This is a genomic window from Staphylococcus equorum, from assembly GCF_001747895.1.
GTDB classification, from domain to species: Bacteria; Bacillota; Bacilli; order Staphylococcales; family Staphylococcaceae; genus Staphylococcus; species Staphylococcus equorum_A.
Map to the genome: position 1 here is coordinate 1 of NZ_LNNB01000036.1, position 18859 is coordinate 18859.

The 18859-nt window shown below is 32.9% G+C and carries 17 protein-coding genes and 2 tRNA genes; 13 read left to right on the top strand and 6 right to left on the bottom strand.

Translation table 11 applies throughout. The features are described 5' to 3' along the window. Window positions 1–153: 153 nt before the first annotated feature. Both ltaA and AST02_RS13465 read right to left on the bottom strand, forming a co-directional pair. Window positions 154–1356 (bottom strand): lipoteichoic acid biosynthesis MFS flippase LtaA, encoded by a 1203-nt coding sequence (gene ltaA / locus AST02_RS13460; RefSeq protein WP_069818203.1) that lies wholly within the window; start codon window positions 1354–1356, stop codon window positions 154–156. Then, window positions 1334–2509, bottom strand: coding sequence for a diglucosyl diacylglycerol synthase (locus tag AST02_RS13465; RefSeq protein WP_069818204.1), 1176 nt, complete (start codon window positions 2507–2509; stop codon window positions 1334–1336). The genes ltaA and AST02_RS13465 overlap by 23 nt, the downstream gene beginning before the upstream one ends. A gap of 429 nt (window positions 2510–2938) precedes the next feature. Here AST02_RS13465 and AST02_RS13470 point away from each other — a divergent pair, with 429 nt between their 5' ends. From AST02_RS13470 to AST02_RS13500, 7 genes are all read left to right on the top strand, one after another. Continuing rightward, entirely contained in the window at window positions 2939–4423 is a 1485-nt protein-coding gene (locus AST02_RS13470) for a UDP-N-acetylmuramoyl-L-alanyl-D-glutamate--L-lysine ligase (RefSeq protein ID WP_069818234.1), read from the top strand. Further along, complete coding sequence (locus AST02_RS13475; RefSeq protein ID WP_277575860.1) at window positions 4404–4652, top strand: YueH family protein; 249 nt, start codon at window positions 4404–4406, stop codon at window positions 4650–4652. Before AST02_RS13470 ends, AST02_RS13475 begins: the two co-directional genes overlap by 20 nt. A gap of 12 nt (window positions 4653–4664) precedes the next feature. Then, a complete protein-coding gene (locus AST02_RS13480) occupies window positions 4665–6227 on the top strand; it encodes a peptide chain release factor 3 (RefSeq protein WP_069818206.1) in 1563 nt (520 codons plus the stop codon). A gap of 352 nt (window positions 6228–6579) precedes the next feature. Next, window positions 6580–7383: a TerC family protein gene (locus tag AST02_RS13485; protein ID WP_069818207.1), complete on the top strand. Its 804-nt coding sequence runs from the start codon at window positions 6580–6582 to the stop codon at window positions 7381–7383. A 284-nt stretch (window positions 7384–7667) separates the two neighbouring features. Beyond that, window positions 7668–9458, top strand: a complete 1791-nt coding sequence (locus tag AST02_RS13490; RefSeq protein WP_069818208.1) for a S1C family serine protease — start codon at window positions 7668–7670, stop codon at window positions 9456–9458. An 18-nt stretch (window positions 9459–9476) separates the two neighbouring features. Beyond that, entirely contained in the window at window positions 9477–10835 is a 1359-nt protein-coding gene (locus AST02_RS13495) for a TrkH family potassium uptake protein (RefSeq protein WP_069818209.1), read from the top strand. Between the two features lie 171 nt (window positions 10836–11006). Further along, a complete protein-coding gene (locus AST02_RS13500) occupies window positions 11007–12515 on the top strand; it encodes a bifunctional metallophosphatase/5'-nucleotidase (protein ID WP_069818210.1) in 1509 nt (502 codons plus the stop codon). A gap of 236 nt (window positions 12516–12751) precedes the next feature. Here the strand turns inward: AST02_RS13500 and AST02_RS13505 are convergent, their stop codons facing one another. Then, the gene (locus AST02_RS13505; protein ID WP_065337672.1) at window positions 12752–13354 is read right to left on the bottom strand and encodes a CPBP family glutamic-type intramembrane protease; all 603 of its coding nucleotides are present in this window, start codon (window positions 13352–13354) and stop codon (window positions 12752–12754) included. Between the two features lie 6 nt (window positions 13355–13360). Next, window positions 13361–13546: a YkvS family protein gene (locus tag AST02_RS13510; RefSeq protein WP_002508073.1), complete on the bottom strand. Its 186-nt coding sequence runs from the start codon at window positions 13544–13546 to the stop codon at window positions 13361–13363. Between the two features lie 200 nt (window positions 13547–13746). Here AST02_RS13510 and AST02_RS13515 point away from each other — a divergent pair, with 200 nt between their 5' ends. Continuing rightward, window positions 13747–14736, top strand: a complete 990-nt coding sequence (locus AST02_RS13515) for a lipoate--protein ligase (RefSeq protein WP_069818211.1) — start codon at window positions 13747–13749, stop codon at window positions 14734–14736. 99 nt (window positions 14737–14835) lie between these two features. Here the strand turns inward: AST02_RS13515 and AST02_RS13520 are convergent, their stop codons facing one another. Further along, a complete protein-coding gene (locus tag AST02_RS13520) occupies window positions 14836–15054 on the bottom strand; it encodes an IDEAL domain-containing protein (protein WP_069818212.1) in 219 nt (72 codons plus the stop codon). A 252-nt stretch (window positions 15055–15306) separates the two neighbouring features. Here AST02_RS13520 and AST02_RS13525 point away from each other — a divergent pair, with 252 nt between their 5' ends. The 3 genes from AST02_RS13525 to AST02_RS13535 all read left to right on the top strand — a co-directional run bounded on the left by AST02_RS13525 (window position 15307) and on the right by AST02_RS13535 (window position 16190). Further along, a complete protein-coding gene (locus AST02_RS13525; protein ID WP_069818213.1) occupies window positions 15307–15870 on the top strand; it encodes a competence protein ComK in 564 nt (187 codons plus the stop codon). A gap of 154 nt (window positions 15871–16024) precedes the next feature. Continuing rightward, a tRNA-Asn gene (locus AST02_RS13530) sits at window positions 16025–16099 on the top strand. 2 nt (window positions 16100–16101) lie between these two features. Continuing rightward, window positions 16102–16190, top strand: a tRNA-Ser gene (locus AST02_RS13535). Between the two features lie 117 nt (window positions 16191–16307). On the opposite strand, the gene AST02_RS13540 is transcribed toward AST02_RS13535, so the two are convergent. Then, window positions 16308–16850, bottom strand: a complete 543-nt coding sequence (locus AST02_RS13540) for a recombinase family protein (protein WP_069818214.1) — start codon at window positions 16848–16850, stop codon at window positions 16308–16310. Between the two features lie 108 nt (window positions 16851–16958). On the opposite strand from AST02_RS13540, the gene AST02_RS13545 reads away from it, so the two are divergent. Continuing rightward, window positions 16959–18410, top strand: a complete 1452-nt coding sequence (locus AST02_RS13545) for a SulP family inorganic anion transporter (protein WP_069818215.1) — start codon at window positions 16959–16961, stop codon at window positions 18408–18410. A gap of 13 nt (window positions 18411–18423) precedes the next feature. After that, the gene (locus tag AST02_RS13550; RefSeq protein WP_069818216.1) at window positions 18424–18837 is read left to right on the top strand and encodes a universal stress protein; all 414 of its coding nucleotides are present in this window, start codon (window positions 18424–18426) and stop codon (window positions 18835–18837) included. Window positions 18838–18859 lie beyond the last annotated feature (22 nt).

Here is an 18859-nt window from a genome sequence, read left to right on the forward strand (position 1 = left end):
CATACCCCAGGCAAGCATGCACTTTCAAAATCGGAAGATTTTAACATAGAAAAGCAGCAATCCATTAGAAACTAATGGATTGCTGCTTTAATTTGAGAATAGGATATTTATGTCCAAGCTCCTTATTTTGTGGCTCTAATCTCATTGAAAATATTATGAGTTTAGATGATATTTTCTTTTTTTAATAAAATATAAACCATAGAATATAGCTAAGAATAAGAATAATAATGCTGAGAAATAAAATGTATTATTTACAGAAGCTGTGAATTGAGTGATTAAACCACCGACAAGTGGACCAATCATTGAACCAAAACCTTGTACGCTGTTAAATACACCCCAAGTTTCTTCTTGCTCATCTATATGTATATGGCTTGCCATAAATGTGTTCCATGCAGGTAGTAATATACCATACATCAGACCAATAAAGATTGCCAATATCCATACAAGTGTAATATCTGTAATCAGTGATAAAGCAAATATCATTATCGTATATAGTAGAAAACCACCAAAAATGACGCTGTACATAAATAATGTGCCATGTCTATCAATGATTTTTGATAAGAAGAGCATCGAGATCGCACAACCAATACCCCCAAAGACAAGCGCCATAGTATATTCTACAGTAGATACTCCGACAACTTTCGTTGCATATGTAGGTAGGATAGGTACTAATGCCGTGATTGAAGCACCTTGTAACAAAATACCTGGGAATAAAATTAAATGACGTTTTGAAACATCTACGATTTGGCCTAATTGTTGCTTGACTGGTCGCGTATTATAATTCGTCAGTCTTATCTTCACGAAGTAATACAAAATCCAAGCAATAAGTACAACCAATGACATCATAAACGCAAATTTCGTCGGGTGGAACTTGAAGATAAGGTTCATGCCAACCATGCCGACAAGTAAACCGAGGAGCCATGAAAAATAAACATAACCCATTTGTTTGCCACGATTTTTTTCATCAACACTTGCAAGCATAATAACCCAAATAGGACTAACTGCTATACCAAGTAGTACTGCACTGATAATTAGAACAATCGGAGAAGTCGGGAACCAAATGACTAAGAATAAGCTACCGAATGCAAGTAGAAAACCTAATGTGAGTACGAGTTTTGTGCCTAATCGTTTAAGTAAAAAACCAATCACGAAGTTGGTTGTTGCATCAGCTATAAAATGAGCAGAAATAGCGATAGATGTGACACCTACCGCAATTGAGGTTGCTGTTGGAAGTAATGCTAAGTAACTTAATATATACATACCTCGGGCAAATTCCATTAAGAACAAAATTACTAACAAGATTATAAAGTTTTTATTTGAATGATAATTATCTTTATTTAACGAAGAGCTTTGCATATAAAGGAACCTTTCCGTAAACTTCTTCATAGCGAGATGAATGATCTAGTAAATTTAACAAGTCATTACACAACTTGTAAGTTGAATATGGAATTCGAGATTCATTCATAGACTGAGTCATTTCTGCTATTTTTGATGGTGTATTTGTTAATGTTGCAACTTGCTGTATTGCTTCTTCAGGTGTGTCAGCAATCAAACCAAATCCTTTTTCTTCAAAGTAATTTGCATTCTCTAATTCTTGACCTGGAGCAGGATTCAAGAAAATCATTGGAGTCTGACGTGTCAAGGCTTCGGATATTGTGATGCCCCCTGGTTTAGTAATCATTAATTGGCTTGAAGCCATCCATTCATTCATATGCTTAGTGTAACCTACGATGAGTACGTTGTCGTAATTTTTAAATTGCGCAGATAACGTACGTTTCAATTCTTTATTTTTGCCACAAATCATTACGACTTGAGAGTGTGGACTTCGATTTAATATTTCTTGTATCATTTGATCAAAGCCTTTTGATACACCGAAGGCACCTGCAGACATAAGTATCGTTGGTTTGTCAGGGTTTAAGTGATTTTGACGAAGCCATGAAGTTTTATCAATATCCTCTTCAAATTTATCTGCAATAGGGATTCCAGTAACTTTTAAATGCGATTTAGGAATACCTATGCTAGCAAACTCCTCTTTTAAATCTTCAGTAGCTAGATAATATCTTTGAGAATGGGGAGTTATCCAATTCTTTTGCATTCTATAATCTGTCATTACAGTTGCAATTGGAATGTTCATGTCAAATTGTTCTGTCAGAACAGACATTACTGGTGTCGGGAAAGTAAGCAAGATTAAATCAGGCTTTTCCTTTAACAGTAAATTTATTAATTTATTAAGTCCATAGTATTTATAGAAACATTTGTCTAATTGGTCGGGACGACTATAGTAAAATGCTTTGTACATATTTCTGAAATATTTAAAACTGTTAATGTACCACTTTTTACATATAGAAGTCAGTATTGGGTGAGCTTCTAAAAACAAATCATGTTCAATAACTGTTAAATTGTCTAGATTCATTTCGTTAAACTGGTTCACTACACTTTGAGTAACCTGTAAATGACCATTACCAAAGGATCCAGTAAGGATTAGTATTTTTTTGTTTTGAGTAACCATTTAAGCCACCCTCCAATAGTATAAATTTAGCTCATGCTAAGTTTAACGCATTTTCTTGACATGCGAAAGAAAAAACATAATTACAAAAGATTATATCATTTTACATACTGATATGAAATGATTCATACTGAATTCAGAAATGTGTATGCAGAAAATTAAGTCATTGTATATTAATACATTACCACGCTTAATATAATGTATGCTTGAAAAGCAAAAATTAAGCGAATATATAAAAAATATTAACAAACGGGTTACATAAAATTAACAAAGTAATTTAAAGCTAATTTAAACTCAAAAAATCATGTAATTTTCATATTATAAAAACACACATATAATAGGAAGAAATTATTAAAATCTAGATATTAGATTCTATAAAATCAAAGAAAAATGTGTATAATAGAAGTATTGGAAATAAAGGAGCGATAAATGTTGGATGCAAATTTGTTATTTGAAAAAATTAGAGTAAAACAGGTTGTCGGTACGTTAGAGAGAGATGTAACAGATATCACAACTGATTCTCGTACTGCACAACAAGGCAGCGTTTTTGTAGCATCAAAAGGTTATACCGTTGATAGTCACAAATTCTGTCAAGACGTAGTAAACCAAGGCTGCGAAATCGTCGTTGTAAGTCAAGTGCAAGAATTAGACGGTAACGTGACACAAATCATAGTACCTGATACTTTACGCGCAGCAAGTCTATTAGCAAATCAGTTATTTAATTATCCAAGCAAACAACTTGTAACTTATGGTGTCACGGGAACAAATGGCAAGACATCAATCGCTACAATGATACACCATATCTATAGAAAATTAGGTAAAGGCAGTGCTTACTTAGGCACAAATGGTTTTCAGATTAATGAAGATAAATCAAAAGGCTCTAATACTACACCAGAAACTGTAGCTTTAACTAAAAAAATCAATGAAGCTGTTGAAAAGAAAGCAGAGGCTATGACTTTAGAAGTTTCAAGCCATGGTTTGTCATTGGGGCGCTTAAGTGGCGTTAACTTCGATGTGGCAATTTTTTCAAATTTAACACAAGATCATTTGGATTTTCACGGTACAATGGAAGCATATGGCCATGCAAAATCACTATTATTTAGTCAACTTGGCCAAGATTTGTCTCAAGAAAAATTTGTTGTGTTAAATCAAGATGATGAATTTTCTGAATATCTTGCATCAGTATCACCATTTGAAGCGTTTACTTACGGCATTAACAATAAAGCACAATTTATGGCTGAAGATATAAATGAATCATTACAAGGTGTGACTTTTAATTTCGTAACGCCAGAGGGTGATTTTTATGTGAAATCACCTTATGTTGGACGCTTTAATGTTTCTAATATTATGGCCGCAATGATTGCTGTTTGGAGTAAGGGTGTTAAGTTAAGTGAAATTGTAAAAGCAGTTGAAAGCTTAGAACCAGTGGAAGGCAGACTTGAAGTATTAGACCCAGCGCTGCCAATTGATTTGATTATTGATTATGCACATACAGCAGATGGTATGGATAAATTAATCGATGCGGTTCAGCCCTTTACTTCACAAAAATTAATTTTCTTATGTGGTTTGGCAGGAGAAAGAGATATGGGCAAAGCGCCTGAAATGGGACGCATTGCATGCCGTGCAGATTATGTGATTTTCACACCAGATAATCCAGCTAACGATGATCCTAAAGTGTTAACACAAGCACTGGCACAAGGTGCGACACATCATAATTACATCGAATTTGAGGATCGTGCAGAAGGAATACGCCATGCGATTGATATAGCCGAGCCTGGAGATACCGTAGTGTTAGCTTCGAAAGGTAGGGAACCGTATCAAATTATGCCTGGCCATGTAAAAGTACCTCATAGAGATGATTTAATTGGTTTAGAAGCGGCATATAAAAAATTTGGTGGTGGGCCCGTTGAAGATTAGCAATATAAATTGTAATGATGTGCATTCAAATTTATATATTTATGAAGATACGAAAGCGGAAATTTATTTAATTGCGCTCCCAGAATTAAATTGGTCATTAGAAATAGATACAACATTAAATGAAGATGATATCAATGATGAACTTGTGATACACTTGTTTACGTTACTTGATGAGTCTACAGCAACTAAGATTGGTACAGACATTGTCAGATTGATACTTGAGGATTAAAGGAGATTAAAAATGAGTATAAAGGAAGAAGTAGAATCTAGAAAAACCTTTGCAATTATTTCTCATCCTGATGCTGGTAAAACCACATTAACTGAAAAGTTATTATTATTTGGTGGTGCGATTAGAGAAGCAGGAACTGTTAAAGGTAAAAAAAGTGGGAAGTTTGCAACAAGTGACTGGATGAAAGTTGAGCAAGAACGTGGTATTTCAGTTACAAGTTCAGTGATGCAGTTTGATTATGATCACTATAAAATCAACATTTTAGATACACCAGGACACGAAGATTTTTCAGAAGACACATATAGAACACTTTTAGCAGTAGATAGTGCTGTTATGGTAATTGACTGTGCAAAAGGAATTGAGCCACAAACACTAAAACTTTTCAAAGTTTGTAAAATGAGAGGTATTCCAATCTTTACCTTTATTAATAAACTTGACCGTGTTGGTAAAGAACCTTTTGAATTATTAGATGAAATTGAATCTACTTTAGAAATTGAAACATATCCAATGAATTGGCCGATAGGAATGGGACAAAATTTCTTTGGTATTATTGATCGCGACTCACATACAATTGAACCTTTTAGAGATGAAGAAAATACACTGCACTTAAATGATGATTTTGAATTAGAAGAAGATCACAAGATGAAAAATGATAGCGCGTTTTCTCAAGCTATTGAGGAATTGATGCTAGTAGAAGAAGCGGGAGAAGACTTTGATAATGAAGCATTATTAAATGGTGAATTAACGCCCGTATTTTTCGGTTCGGCATTAGCTAATTTTGGAGTTCAAAACTTCTTAAACGCTTATGTGGATCATGCACCAATGCCGCATAGTCGTCAAACAAAAGAGGAAGTTGAAGTAAAACCTTATGATTTAGATTTTTCAGGATTTATTTTCAAAATCCAAGCGAACATGGACCCTAAACATAGAGACCGTATTGCCTTTATGCGTGTAGTGAGTGGTGCATTTGAACGTGGCATGGATGTTACATTACAACGTACGAAGAAAAAACAAAAAATCACACGTTCAACATCATTTATGGCTGATGATAAAGAAACAGTAAACCATGCGGTAGCTGGAGATATCATTGGTTTGTATGATACTGGTAATTACCAAATTGGTGACACGTTAGTCGGTGGTAATCAAAAATTTAGTTTCCAAGAACTGCCACAATTTACACCAGAACTATTTATGAAAGTTTCAGCTAAAAACGTTATGAAACAAAAGCACTTCCATAAAGGTATTGAACAATTAGTTCAAGAAGGTGCGATTCAATATTATAAAGCACTACACACAAACCAAATTCTTATTGGAGCAGTAGGGCAGTTACAATTTGAAGTGTTCGAACATCGCTTGAAAAATGAATACAACGTCGATGTTGTCATGGAGGCAGTCGGTCCGAAAATTGCACGTTGGATTGAAAATGAAGAAGAAGTTAAAGATAAGATGAGCACATCGCGTTCAATTTTAGTTAAAGATATTTATGAAAATTATGTATTTTTATTTGATAATGAATTTGCAACAAGATGGTTTGAAGAGAAGTTTCCAGAAATTAAATTATATGGTTTGTTATAAAACTATAATTTGTGTATAATAACGATATTAATAGAATACCTATGACTTTGTAGTCAGAGGGGAGTAACTCAACTGTTATTAAAAAGATATATGAAGCATGCATTTATATGCTTAAGGAAAACACTTTATATATCTTTTTAACATAGTCATTTTATCGTCATTACGAAGCTTAATTGCTTCCGGTGAAATGGGCAGATACAAACTGTCGAGTGAGACCTTTGCTAATAGTGAATAACGCGATCGATTTGTTCTTTAGTGTAAAAAACTAAGTGAACTAAATTAAATAGCGGCAATACACTAACTTAGCTTAGGTCTCTATTTTTATGTTTAAAAAATTAAGGAGTTGTCCTATATGGATCCAAGTATGATTTTACCTTATTTATGGGTGCTCGTTGTTCTAGTATTTTTAGAAGGACTATTGGCTGCAGATAATGCCGTAGTTATGGCAGTTATGGTTAAACATTTACCGCCTGAGCAACGTAAAAAAGCTTTGTTTTATGGTTTGTTAGGTGCATTAGTATTCCGTTTTATTTCTTTATTCTTAATCAGTATTATCGCAAATCTTTGGTGGATACAAGCACTTGGTGCGCTATACCTACTATACATGTCCATTAGCAATTTAATATCCTTCTTTAAAAATAAAGACAAGGAGGAACAAGAAGCTGGAGATGATCACCACTTTGATGAAGATGGTGGAGAGATTCACGCAAGTCCTAAAGCGTTTTGGGGCACTGTATTAAAAGTTGAATTCGCAGATATCGCATTTGCTATTGATTCAATGCTTGCAGCTCTAGCAATTGCAGTGACATTACCTGCTGTTGGCATCCACTTCGGCGGCATGGACTTAGGTCAGTTTGCTGTTATGTTCCTAGGTGGTATGTTGGGCGTTGTAATTATGCGTTTCGCTGCAACATGGTTTGTAAATTTATTAAACAAATACCCAGGTTTAGAAGGCGCTGCTTTTGCTATTGTTGGTTGGGTAGGAATTAAATTGGTGGTTATGGTGCTCGCACATGAAAAAATCGCTGTTTTACCTGAAGACTTCCCACATAGTACGTTATGGCAATCTATTTTCTGGACTGTCATGATATTATTAGTAGTTATTGGTTGGTTAACTTCATTAAGAAATAATAAGAAAAAAGAAAAACAAAAGTAAATATTAATGTAACTGGAAAAGCTCATAGAGTTTTTCCAGTTTTTTTATGGAACAATATGTGGAGACAATAAGGTATTATCTTGGAATTTTAATAGTGTCGTTTACTAAAATTGAGCAAGGATATGTCAAAATATTTGATAATATCATTTAAAGTTAGAAATTTAGTAAGAAAGTGATTATAATCAGAATGTATCTATTTTTATAAAACAAAATAAAGAAGAATTATCTATTATGTTATGTCATAATAGAGTGTGAAGATTTATGTAAGATTAGGGGGAATTAAGGTGACTCAAAATAAAAAACACGTCATTCCTAAAGAAAAATATGGACGTAAACGACGTGAGTTTTTTCATAATGAAGAACGTGAACAACGTGTACATTTAGAGCATGAGGCCAGAGAACAGCGTGAAGAAAAAGCGCAAAAATTAGCCAAAAATAATGAGGAGCGTGTGAAAGAAAATTTAAGAAAAGCACGTATCGAAAAGCTAACACAAGAAGAGATACAGCAACAACAGGCATTGATGGCTAAACAAAGTGGTTCTAAAGAAGATATAGATACATCAAGTGATAAACAGACATCAGATATCGAACAGTCTTCAAGCTACACACAGAAGCAAAATGCTAATTATCATTCTCAAAGTAAGTCTGAGCAAGATACGGATTATCGTCGAGACAATAAAGAAAATGATACTGTGGTTACTGACCAAAGCACACTATCAAACAATCAGTCGTCAACAATTGATGAAGAAGATAATTTTTATTCAGAAGAAGCACAACAATCGAGAGTTGAAGCATACGTTGAAGATGAAGATGCAGATCCAGATGCAAAAGAACAGGAAAAAGAGCAAACAACAGAACGTAATAAGCATGCAACTGAACAACAAGAACCAAGTCACGCCAATCAAAATGGACAATTAAGTGGCGTTGATAAAATTAAATATTTCTTTAAGGAGCATTGGCCGAAAGTACTTATTGTTATTGCAGTTATAGTATTATTAACTTTGATGAACGCAATATTTACTAATGTTGATCAAAACGGTAATGATAAGGATAGTATTTTCCAAAGTAATAATGGTAAAGAAAAGTCATATACAGCAACGATGAAGAGCGCAAATAGTGCTACAAAATCAGTAGTAACGGTTGAGAATGATACAAGCAACAAAGGTTCTTCTGCAGAGAAAGAGACACAAGAAGCAGGTAAAGAAAATGAGCTAGGATCAGGTGTCGTCTACAAAAAAGTAGGCGACTCTATTTTTATCATGACAAATGCGCATGTAGTAGGAGACAAGAAAGAACAGAAGATTACATATGGCAATGGAGACTACTCAATAGGAAAAGTCATTGGCACAGACAAATACTCTGATATTGCAGTAGTTAAAGCCAAAGTTAAGTCTGGGAGCGACGTTAAACCAATCAAAATGGGTGATTCAAGTACTTTAGTATTAGGGGAACCTATTATCGTTGTAGGGAATCCATTAGGTGTTGATTTTAAAGGTAGCGTTTCAGAAGGTATCGTCTCAGGTCTTAACCGTCATATACCTGTAGATATTGATAAAGATGAACAATATGATGTATTAATGGATGCATTTCAAATCGATGCGCCGGTAAACCCTGGTAACTCAGGTGGCGGCGTGATTAATAGAGATGGTAAATTAATAGGTATTGCATCATTGAAGATCGATATGGATAATGTAGAAGGTATTGCATTTGCAATTCCAGTAAATCAAGCTGAATCAATAGCAAAAGAACTTGAAGCTAAAGGTGAAGTCAAATATCCTAATACAGGTATTCGTATCATGAATGTTGCCGATATCGATGATGAAACCCGTCAATCAATACAACTACCTGAAGATGTGAAATCAGGCGTATTAATTGGTGATGTTAAAGAAAACTCAACAGGTGAAAAATCTGGGTTGCAAAAAAATGATGTCATAGTAGAATTAGATGGTAAAGAATTAGAAGATAATCTAAGATATAGACAAATTATTTTTAATCATAAAGATGATTTGGATACATTACCAGCTAAAATATACAGAGACGGTAAGCTTAAGGATATCAAGATTAAATTGAAGTAGCGTTGAGGTGAATAAACGTTGTCCATTTTCAATCAATTGTTAAAAAAATCAAGCCCTCAACAAGGGATAGTGATGTATTATATTGTTGCAATTGTCGTAGCATTTTTATTGCTTAATTTACCATTTGTTCATAAATCTGGGGTTAATGTTGACCCGATTGATTCCTTGTTTGTAGCAGTTTCAGGCGTGAGTGTGACTGGTTTATCACCTGTTAATATCGTCGAGACGTATACTACATTTGGACAAATCATAATTATGATTATTCTAAATATCGGTGGTATTGGTGTCATGGCCATAGGTACGATGCTATGGGTGTTTTTAGGAAAACATATTGGTATGCGTGAACGTCAGCTTATTATGCTTGATAATAATAAAGATACTATGAGTGGTACAGTTAAACTGATTCTAGATATTGTGCGTACAATTTTAATTATAGAACTTGTTGGTGCCTCGTTATTAGCATTTTATTTTTATAGAGATAATCCAGATTTGCAATATGCAATTATGCAGGGCATGTTTGTAGCAGTATCTGCAACGACAAATGGCGGTTTAGACATTACAGGACAATCGTTAATACCTTATGCCAATGACTATTTTGTTCAAACTATAGTTATGTTTTTAATCATTTTAGGATCTATAGGCTTTCCAGTATTAATTGAAGTTAAAGCATATATTAAAAATAGAATTCCTAATTTTAGATTTTCATTATTTGCAAAAATTACAACAATGACTTACTTAGTATTGTTTGTATTTGGCGCTATAATTATTTTATTATTTGAACATAATCATGCTTTTCAAAATATGACATGGCATAAATCGTTATTTTATGCACTGTTCCAATCTGCAACAACGAGAAGTGCCGGTTTACAAACTATTGATGTAAGTGATTTTGGAGAAGGTACGAATGTAATTATGAGTATCTTAATGTTTATTGGTTCTTCTCCAAGTTCAGTAGGCGGTGGTATCAGAACGACTACTTTCGCAATCTTAATTTTATTCTTATTGAACTTTAGCAATAATAATGAAAAAACTTCGATTAAAGCATTTAATCGTGAAATTCATACGACAGATGTACAACGCTCATTTGCTGTTTTTACAATGGCAGGAATGCTTACATTTGCAGGTACGATTACGATACTTGTAGTTGAAAATGGCAAACTATCATTTCTACAAGCATTTTTCGAGGTGATGTCAGCGTTTGGAACATGTGGACTATCGTTAGGCGTTACTGATGATATAAGCGGGATGAGTAAGGTCGTATTGATGATACTGATGTTTATTGGTCGTGTAGGGCTTATCAGTTTCATTATTATGATTGGTGGCCGTAGAGAGCCAGACAAATACCATTATCCGAAAGAACGCATTCAAATTGGCTAAAACCCCATTTTGATAATTATATGATGATTAAATATAAAGTTAACCCCTTCTTGTAACGATAGTGCAAGAGAGGGGTTTTTAATTATTAAAATTCTTAGAATGTAATATTTCCTTTTGCTATCATGGGTATTTAGAAACATGTTAAACTTAGGTAAATGAGGGGAGAGGCATATGAAAAAAAGCGAGAGAATTACAATAGATGTTATCACAACTTCAGATATGCACAGTCATTTTCTAAACGGGGATCATGGTTCTAATATATATAGAGCAGGTACTTACGTTAAAACGAAAAGAAAAGAAAATGAACATGTGATTTTGTTGGATAGTGGCGGTAGTTTGGCAGGCTCATTGGCTGCATTTTATTATGCTGTTGTTGCGCCGTATAAGCGTCATCCTATGATAAAGCTGATGAATGCTATGCAATATGATGCAAGTGGTATCAGTCCTAATGAATTTAAATTCGGTTTATCCTTCTTTTCAAGAGCAGTCTCTTTATCCAGGTTTCCATGGCTATCGGCGAATATTGAATATAAGCGTACACGAGAACCTTATTTTTCTACACCATATACGATAAAAGAGATAGAAGGGGTCAAGATAGCTATTGTTGGATTGACTTCAGACGGATTGATGAACCGCGAACACTTTGAAATGGAGAACGAGCTGCAAATTGATAAAACTTTAGTGGCTTCTAAAAGGTGGATTCGTTTTATTCATGAAACTGAAATGCCGGATTTTCTCATAGTCATATATCATGGTGGTATAAACCAACTTAATAAATCCGCAAATGAACGCGAGCAAAACGTAAATGAAGCGGAAAAAATTATGCAATCGCTAGGTGTGATTGATTTACTGATTACTGGTCATCAACATCAAACCTTTATTGGTAGAGATGATCAAACTTTGTATGTGCAAGCAGGTCAAAATGCGGAACAATTAGTTCATGTGAAAATTAACTTTAAGCAAAGAACTACCTCTTATGAGTTAGACGATGTGGAGTCACAAATCGTTGATTTAAATGAGTATAAGGAAGATGAGGATTTATTAAACTTAACATTTTATGATAGAAAAACTGTTGAACATTGGGGGAAAGAAGTTTTAAATGTTACACCTGTTTCTGCTCAAGTAAATGGTTTAGGAGATGTTATTACAAAACCTCATCCTTTCACACAACTTTTACACGACGGTATTCGCTCAGAGTTTGATTATGATATTTCATGTGTACATTTACCTACCAGTGGAGAAGAGGGCTTAGAGGCAACAGTAACCAATGAAGCATTATATAAAGCGTATCCACATCCTGACGTGCCAGTCGATTTAACTATAAAAGGACAGCAGATTAAAGATATTCTAGAATATGGTTATTCACATATAGAATTTAGCCAAGGTGAACTCAGTTTAACAATTATTGATGAAACATTATGTACGTTTTGGCAAGGCGTGGATTACACTATTGATATGAATGCTGCACCGTTTAACCGTGTTAATTTAAAAAACATTAGGCTGAATCATATGTATCGTGTAAGTATGACAGATTATTGTTATAGAAATTATAGACAGTATTTAGAAAATGCAGTTATTCATGAAACTGGCGAAATAACAATGGTAGAATTAATATCTAGAAATTTGAAAAATGAGCAGTATAAGATAAATCAAAAACAAAGCTTTAATGTAATAACATAGTTTGAAAGATTGTAATGTAAATACGACTTCATACGTGCTTGTATAAGGCAGGTATCAGTCTCAGCCTGTATTCTTCGGCTAGCGTTTTTATGGCTTAGTGTTGAAATTATTGAAAATGCTTACTCTGCTAATATATTTATTTTATATAGTACAAAAAAACTGGAAGATGACCATTATTTTAATGAGCATCTTCCAGTTTTTAATTTTTAATAGAACGTATAAAGCTCCACAATAAGTTAAGCATGGAATATTAATAGAATTACTACTGCAACGATTTGTGCTATTACAGTGGTAGCAATTCTACGCGTATAAAAGTAGCTTATTGAGAGTGCAATTTGTACGATAAAGATGAAGAAAACAATCCATAAATTATCTAGATAGTAGAATAATGAAGCCGAACAAAGCGCCGTAATTATAATACTAAGCCAACTTGGTATGTTTAATTTAATCAATTCTTTTTGTAAAACTGTTCTCATATAGAGTTCATGACAAGGTATAACAAAGACTAATGTTATTAACATTTGCCATTTAAAATATACGCCAGTTCGTGTTAATTCTTTAATTAATTCAAGATATTTTATATCCGAAGAAATTGCTGCAATAATCAGCTGAATAATAATTAATACGATACCAGTAATAATTCCAACACCTAGAGAAGTAAGTAATCTCTTAGATTCTATATCTCTTTGATAAAAGATATAACTAATACCAGCTATAAGCATGATGCCAGTATATAAATACCAATACTCTTGTTTTTCTCCCCACATAATGAAGAGGATGATGTGAAATACAATAAAGCTTAAAAGAAACCAGATTAAAGCCTTTGAAATTCTATGCATTTTTTACTATCCTTCTTGTTCAACGATTGTATATCGCTTATGATTAATAACAGTTTTTTCAGGCAAGTCTAAATCATTGAAATTCTCCATAATTGTTAAATCAACAATTACTGAATTATCATTAATTTTTTCTACACGTCCTTTTAAACCATCATAAAATTCTACTATATTTCCAACTTCTGCAACAGTCATTTTTAGTCCTCCCTAGAAATGCTAACTAGATAGTATTATACAAAAAAAATTAGGACAAATAAACAAATAACCATTAAATTGTGTGATATAAACCGATTTTGAAACTTTTTATCATATTTAAAGTAAATGATTGGCATTTTCAGAGCAAATATAGCATAAATAAGGTAAGGGTATATTTATAGGGAAAAGGAGTGCAATAGATGAAGTTTATTAATAATAATGATATTACAGATCCAACATTAAATTTAGCAATGGAAGAATATGTTTTAAAAAATATGCCGAAAGACGACAGCTATTTTCTATTTTATGTGAATAGACCGTCTATTATAATTGGTAAAAACCAAAATACGATTGAAGAAGTTAACAAACCATATATTGATGCACATAATATTGATGTTGTGAGACGTATCTCAGGTGGGGGTGCTGTTTACCATGATGAAGGTAATTTAAACTTCAGTTTCATAACAGATGATGATGGTAACAGTTTCCATAATTTTAAAAAATTCACTGAACCAATTGTTGAAGCATTAAAATCGTTGGGTGTTGATGCTGAAATGACTGGTAGAAATGATATTCAAGTAGGTAAAGCTAAAATTTCAGGTAATGCTATGGTAAAAGTGAAAGAGCGTATGTTTAGCCATGGTACATTAATGTTAAATAGTGAATTGAGCGAAGTTCAGAATGCATTAAAAGTAAATCCTGCAAAAATTAAATCTAAAGGAATTAAATCTGTACGTAGTAGAGTCGCAAATATTTCAGAATTTCTTGAAGAACCTATTGATATTGATGACTTTAAGGATATTATCTTAAAAACTATTTTTGGAGAAGCAAATCAAGTCGAAACATATCAACTTACAGATGAAGATTGGAAAAATATTGAAAAATTGAGTAACGAGAAATATCGTACTTGGGACTGGAATTATGGTAGAAATCCAAAATATAACTTTGAAAGAGAAGAGAAGTTTGAAAAAGGCTTCGTTCAAATTAAATTAGATGTTAAACAAGGTCGTATTGAGCATGCAAGAATTTTTGGAGATTTCTTTGGCGAAGGTGATATTACAGAACTTGAAAATGCATTAGAAGGTACGTTACACGAATTTGATAGTATTGAAGAAGCATTTTCAAACTACGATATTTATCATTATTTTGGCGATATCGACCGCCATGAACTCATTAGATTAATGTCATAAGTAAGTGTTATTAATAAGAATAAAACTCAAAAAGGTCTATTCTCTAACTTATTGGTGTAAGTAGGGAATAGACCTTATTTTAAATAACAATCTATTAAATTATCCAACGAGAAATTCCTCCAGGTTTCTGTATTCTTCAGTATAACGTTTGAAATCCTGCTCGTTTTTATTCTTAAGTGCGTGGTCAATGAGGTGTTCTAACTGCTGTTTACGGACATTTCTTAACGACTCATCAATGATTAACTCAATACCTAAATCATTAATCGTTGATACAAAAGATTCTAATGAATTGTATTTAACATTTGTATTGTTTTTCATTTTCAACACAGCCCCTCTATCTATATTTACATATAGTATACAGCCTTTTATTTTTGAAATCAATAAATAGTCAGACTTTTCCGAAAATATAAGTGTAATTTGCAACTTTTCAAAAAATAAGAAAATGTAAAAGTATAATAACTGAAAATCAATTGTAGAAAACTTATAAAATATTTTATTATATAAGTTGCTTTTAAAATCTTTGTGTTATATTATTTGAGTATCACCATAAGTTTTAAGGAGGCGTCAGCTATGATTCAACAATACATTATTAAAAAAGGTGATATGGTTCTTCAACCATGTAATTTATCTATAGGACTAAATGAAGGTACTTGTGTATTAAAGTACAAAGAGGAGCGTGATATCGTAAAGGAACGGACACATAAAATTATAGATCGTTCATGTAGATTTTATGGTAGTAGTTATGTATTTAAAAAAGAAGACACAATGAGAATTACTGGCATTAATAGTAAACCCCCAATTTTATTCACTCCATTATTTCCTACTTACTTTTTTCCTACACATTCAGACCGAAAAGAAGAAAACACTTGGATCAATATTCATTATGTACAAACGATAAGAGCTTTAAAAGATAAAAAATGTAAAGTCACATTTGTCGATAACCAAACTATAGTTGTTAATATTTCAGCGCACAGTATGCATCATCAATACTTAAATGGCATATATTATTACTATATGATGGATAGAGCAGCTAGGGTGGCTACTTTTGATCCTGAATCTCCTATAGACTATACGAAACCACAATTAAATATTTATGAAGCATTAGCAAAATATTCTCTATTTGAAAATAAATAGCAAAACATTTCTAAAATATAAATGTAAAAATGTCATATGTGGAATATTATATTAATTTAGTGTAAATATTCCGCATATTTTTTTGCTAAAGGTACTTGAAAATTTCTCTGTAGTTGATATAATAGTATTTGTGCTTGATTGAGATATCAATTATTCCACAGTAGCTCAGTGGTAGAGCTATCGGCTGTTAACCGATCGGTCGTAGGTTCGAGTCCTACCTGTGGAGCCATTGGAAACGTACTCAAGTTGGCTGAAGAGGCGCCCCTGCTAAGGGTGTAGGTCGCGCAAGCGGCGCGAGAGTTCGAATCTCTCCGTTTCCGTTAATAAAAACAAGATTTTTAATACCGAAGTCCTTAACAGGATTTCGGTATTTTTTTGTTCTAAAAAGAAAATGTAAAGGCCAATTTATTTTGAACTTTACATTTTTTAACAAAATACTATTTATCTAAATGACGATACAAAGTTGCTCTGCTTATATTCGTTTTCTCTTTAATTTCATTTAAAGTATATTTTTTACTCATATACATTTCTATAGCGTCTTTAAGATTCTTATCATCTCGCTTTGGTCTCCCCATATTTTTTCCTTCTTTGGTGTGGTTTTCTAACCCTATACGGGTTCTAAATTTAACGATATCACTCTGAAAATCAGTTATATTATGTAGTATTTCTAAGAATGATTCTTTAGTTGCTTTATTAATGTATTTTTTTAAATTTATCACGTATAGTGAAACGTCCATCTTTGAAAGTCTATCTAATATGTCTACTAAATGTTTGGTAGAATCAGCAAGTATGCATAAATCAGTTATATATAACGTATCTCCTGTAGATAAGTTTTCATTTAAAAGTAATTCTAATTGAATTCTTTTTTTATTATGAGCGTGAGACTCCTCAAAAATATTCTTTGTATAATTTGCAATTTTCTTATTTTGTTCTATCATTGAATCATTTATTATGACTGGCCTTACGTAGCCCAAATGCATTGGAAAGCACCACCTATAGATTTTTTGAAATTAGTTTCATAAAGGGGTATACATATGAAACTATTCTGTTATACTTTATTTTATAATTTATTATAAAGGAGAGTAAATATGATTGAAACATTAAAACAGGAATGGTTAAATCAGCCAGGTAAAAATATCCTTGCTGGTATAGTTGTTGCATTGGCATTAATTCCTGAAGCCATCGCATTTTCAATTATAGCAGGAGTTGATCCTATGGTGGGGTTATATGCAGCCTTTATAATAGCCACTGTAACTGCTATTGTAGGCGGAAGGCCTGCTATGATTTCAGGTGCGACGGGGGCTGTAGCACTATTAGTGGTCCCTTTAGTTAAAGAACATGGCGTAGAATACCTTTTAGCTGCCACTATACTTATGGGTGCGATACAACTGATTTTAGGTTTGCTGAAAATTGGCCGATTGATGAAATTTATACCCCGCTCAGTTATGATTGGTTTTGTTAATGCTTTAGGCATTATGATATTTATGTCCCAGATAGAACATATCTTTGGTATATCAATATCAACATATGTATATGTCATCATAACATTATTAATTGTTTATATTTTACCCCGTTTTTCAAAAGCAGTCCCTGCACCATTAATTGCTATTATCGTTTTAACTGCAATCTATATGTACACTGGAGCTGATGTGAGAACGGTAGGAGATTTAGGTACGATTAAGCAATCACTACCACATTTTTTAATTCCTAATGTGCCATTTACTTTTGAAACGTTACAAATTATTTTTCCTTATTCATTATCAATGGCTGTTGTAGGTCTAGTAGAAAGTCTACTTACAGCTAAAATTGTCGATGATGCTACAGATACTTACAGTAGTAAAAATAGAGAATCACGTGGCCAAGGCATTGCTAATATCATTACTGGTTTCTTTGGTGGTATGGGAGGTTGCGCCATGATTGGTCAATCAGTCATTAATGTGAAATCAGGTGCAAATAGTAGATTGTCTACTTTTACTGCCGGCATTGTTCTGATATTTATGATTATAGTATTAGGTAACATTGTTGTACAAATTCCTATGCCTATCTTAGCAGGTATCATGGTTATGGTATCTGTAGGAACTGTAGATTGGAATTCTTTTAAATATATCCGAAAAGCACCTAAAACAGATGCTATCGTTATGATAATAACTGTCATTATCGTTTTAATGACACACAATTTGGCAATTGGTGTAATAATTGGAGTCGTTTTCAGCGCATTATTTTTTGCTACTAAAATTTCAAAAATTGATGTTATTCTAGAAGAATACAGTAATGTGAATTATTTGTATTTCAAAGGTCAAATCTTTTTTGTATCTATTGATTCTATGATGGAACAAATTAATTTTAACGTTGAAAATAAAACAATAGAATTAAATTTTAATGATGCACATTTGTGGGATGACTCGGCAGTAGATGCAATAGATACTATAGTAAGAAAATTTGAAGAGAAGCATAATGTTGTCTATGTTGAAAAATTGAACTCAGATAGTCGGAAAATTGTGTCTGAGTTAAGCCAATTAAATGAAAATCACTTAAATTAAAGGAGTGCTATTTATGTATAAGTCAATTTTGTTAGCGGCGGATGGATCAGAAAACAGTTTGCGTTCAGCAAAAGAAGTTTTAAATTTTATAGATGAAAATACGATTGTTACGATACTTACAGTTGTTGATGTTGATGAATCGAAAACTGATGTATTACATGGTAATCAGGGTGAGGGTTTAAATAATAAAAGAGAAGATAAATTATCAAATATCACTGAATTTTTCACGAAACAGAGTGTCGAATATAAAGTTAAAATTGCACATGGCGTTCCTGCTGATACAGTAGTTAAAATTGCTAATGAGGGTGAGTATCAAGCTATAATTTTAGGAACCCGTGGCCTAAATAGCTTACAAGAAATGGTATTAGGTAGCGTGAGTCATAAAGTTGCAAAACGCGTGCAAATCCCTGTAATTATCGTAAAGTAAAATATTATTAAAATGATGTCGA